Genomic DNA, 2,768 nt, shown 5'->3' on the forward strand with positions numbered 1-2,768 from the left:
TGCGGCCTGAGTTGATCCGCACCCTGGTCGAGCAGGCGACCGCGAGAACGTAACTTCCCGCGCTCGGCCGGGGACGTGGTGTCGGAGGGGCTCGCTCCGGTCGAGGGGGCACCGCTCGTCGCGGGGGCCGGAGTGGAACGGTCAGGAGCGGGGCTCTGACTGCTCCCTGACGGCCCGTCCGTCGGCGCGGACCCGCGCTCCTGCTGCGTGCTGCCGCCACCCTGCCGGGTGCTCTCCCGCTGCGTGCTCTCCGGCTGGGCGCTCTCCGGCTGGGCGCTCTCCGACCGGCTGCTCTCCGACTGCCCGCCGGGCGTGGCACCGGCCGAGGTGTCGTCGGCCTCGGGGCTCGACGACGCGGCCGGCAGGTCGCCGGGGTCGATGTCGGGTACCGCGGTCGGGTCCTCGTGCAGGCCGCTGGTCACCGCGCAGCCCGGCCACGCGTCCGGACCCTCGCTGTTCAGGATCTTCTCGGCGACCGCTATCTGCTGGCTGCGGCTGGCCAGGTCGGGCCGGTCGGCGTAGGCCGTGCCGCCGAACTTCTCCCAGGTGCTGAGCGTCAACTGGAGCCCGCCGTAGTAGCCGTTGCCCGCGTTGGAGCTCCACACCCCGCCGCTCTCGCACTCGGCCACCCGGTCCCAGGTGGGGGCCTCCGCGGCTGACGCGCCGGAGGCTGCCAGCAACGGCATCGCGAAGCCTGCTCCGGTCACCCCCGCGGTGACGAAGACGGCAGGAGCCTGACGGGGTCGACGGTGTCGGCCTGTCCCGGAGAGCATGCGGAAGCCTTTCTTATGGCAGTCCTGTGGCGATGGTTCTGCGAGCCGCACACCTGGCCGGCGGCGGCTGCTGCCCTGACTGACGGCTGAACGTAGCCTCGAACACCCGTCCATCACAAGCCAGTGTCGTGTAGATCACGTAAAGGTCACGGGCGTGAAACGTACCGGCAGCGTACGCAGTCCGCGCATGATCAGCCCGCCCCGCCAGCGGAGATCCGCCGGATCGCCCGCCGCGTGCAGATCGGGCAGCCGGGTCAGCAGTGTCGCCAGCGCGGTCTGGGCCTCCAGGCGGGCCAGCGGCGCTCCCAGACAGTAGTGGATGCCGTGCCCGTACCCGAGGTGCTGGTTGTCGCGGCGGGCGAGGTCCAGGGTGTCGGGTTCGCGGAACTTCGCCGGGTCGCGGTCGGCCGCCGCGAGCACGACCAGGACGGGCTCGCCGGTGGCGACCTGCCGGCCGCCCAGGGTGAGCGGCTCGGTCGCGAACCGCCAGGTGGCCATCTCCACCGGGCCGTCGTAGCGCAGCAGTTCCTCGACGCCGGTCGCCAGCAGGCCGGTGTCGCCGACGGCCAGCGCGGACATCAACCGGTCACGCTCGCCGGGGTGGTGCAGCAGCGTGTGCACGCCGTTGCCGATCAGGTTCACGGTCGTCTCGAACCCGGCGAAGAGGAGGATGAACGCCATCGCGGCGGCCTCGTTCTCGGTGAGGTGCTCGCCGTGGTCGCTCGCCCTGATCAGGCCGGAGATGAGGTCGTCACCGGGGGCGTCCCGCTTGCGGTGGATGAGGTCGGCCAGGTAGCCGCGCATCTTCTTCACCGCGCGTCCGACCCCGCCGCGCGGTCCGCCGCCGTGCCGGATCATCATGCCGGCCCAGTCCCGGAAGTCCTCCTGGTCCTCGGCGGGCACACCGAGCAGGTCGCAGATCGCGTAGATGGGGAGCGGGAAGGCGAACTCGTGGATGAGGTCGGCCTCACCGCGTTCCGCGAAGCCGTCGATCAGCCGGTCGGTGAGCTGCTGCACCCGGGGCGCGAACTCCGCGACGCGGCGTGGCGTGAAGGCCTGGGAGACCAGCCGCCGCAGCCGGGTGTGGTCCGGCGGGTCGATGTTGAGCAGGTGGGTCATCAGGTTGGCGCTGCGCTCACCGGGAATGCCCACTTTCCCCTTGCCGTGCGCCCGTTCGCTGTGGTGGCCGGGGTTCTTGCTGAGCCGCTGGTCGGCGAGCGCCTGCCGGGCGTCGGCGTAACGGGTGACGAGCCACGCCTCGACACCACTGGGCAGCGTGGTCCGGTGCACGGGCGCGTGCTCCCGGAGCCACGCGTAGGCGGGGTAGGGGTCGGCGGCGAACTCCCAGTCGAAGAGGGTGGGCGGCGCGGGGCTCCCCGCCGTTCCGCCGGCCGGGCAGGGGGACGTGGTCTCGTTCACCCCCCGAAGCTAACCCGCCCGCCCGGGTGCGCCTCCCCCGACGGGTGCGCCTCCCCCGGCAGCGGAGTGCGGCTGCGGGACGGGGTGCGGGTGCGGTCGGTGTCACGTCGGGGCGGCGGCCAGGTCGAGCCAGCCGGTGGTGATGAGGTACTGCCCGAGCAGGTAGCCGGCCATGATGAGCACCTCCTGGGACGGGAAGTCGACGCCTGCCGCCTGCAGGCCGATGAGCAGGTCGGAGCCGAGGAAGGCGGCGGCGCCCGCACCGACCGTGCCGCCGACACCGAGCGCGGCGACGCCCATCGCAGTCAGCGCCAGGCTGTACCCGGCCACCGGCAGCCGCAGCTGCCGTTCCAGCGAGGGGGCCAGCGCGGCGTTGACCGCCGCCCAGCCGGCGAGGCAGCCCGCTGCCGCGAGCGGCCGGCGGCGGATGCCGTCGAGGGCGCCCAACCGCAGGTAACCCGCGGTGTAGCTGACCTGGGTGCCGAGGAACGCCGCCATGCCGAGCAGGAACGCGGGCCGGTGCCGGTCGAGGAGTAGCGCGGTGTCCCCGGCGGTGGCGCAGGCGAGTCCGGCGAA

At 73.2% G+C, this 2,768-nt stretch carries 3 protein-coding genes; all 3 read right to left on the reverse strand.

Annotated features, from left to right (window positions below):
* A partial coding sequence (locus tag ACYVE9_RS21755) for a transglycosylase family protein (RefSeq protein WP_461029576.1) occupies positions 1-686 on the reverse strand: 686 nt, incomplete at its 3' end.
* 222 nt (positions 687-908) lie between these two features.
* Positions 909-2,192, reverse strand: coding sequence for a cytochrome P450 family protein (locus ACYVE9_RS21760; RefSeq protein WP_461029577.1), 1,284 nt, complete (start codon positions 2,190-2,192; stop codon positions 909-911).
* A gap of 102 nt (positions 2,193-2,294) precedes the next feature.
* Positions 2,295-2,768: lysoplasmalogenase family protein (locus ACYVE9_RS21765; RefSeq protein ID WP_461029578.1), on the reverse strand; the 474-nt coding region annotated here is incomplete at its 5' end.

This window comes from Streptomyces sparsus (assembly GCF_054776295.1).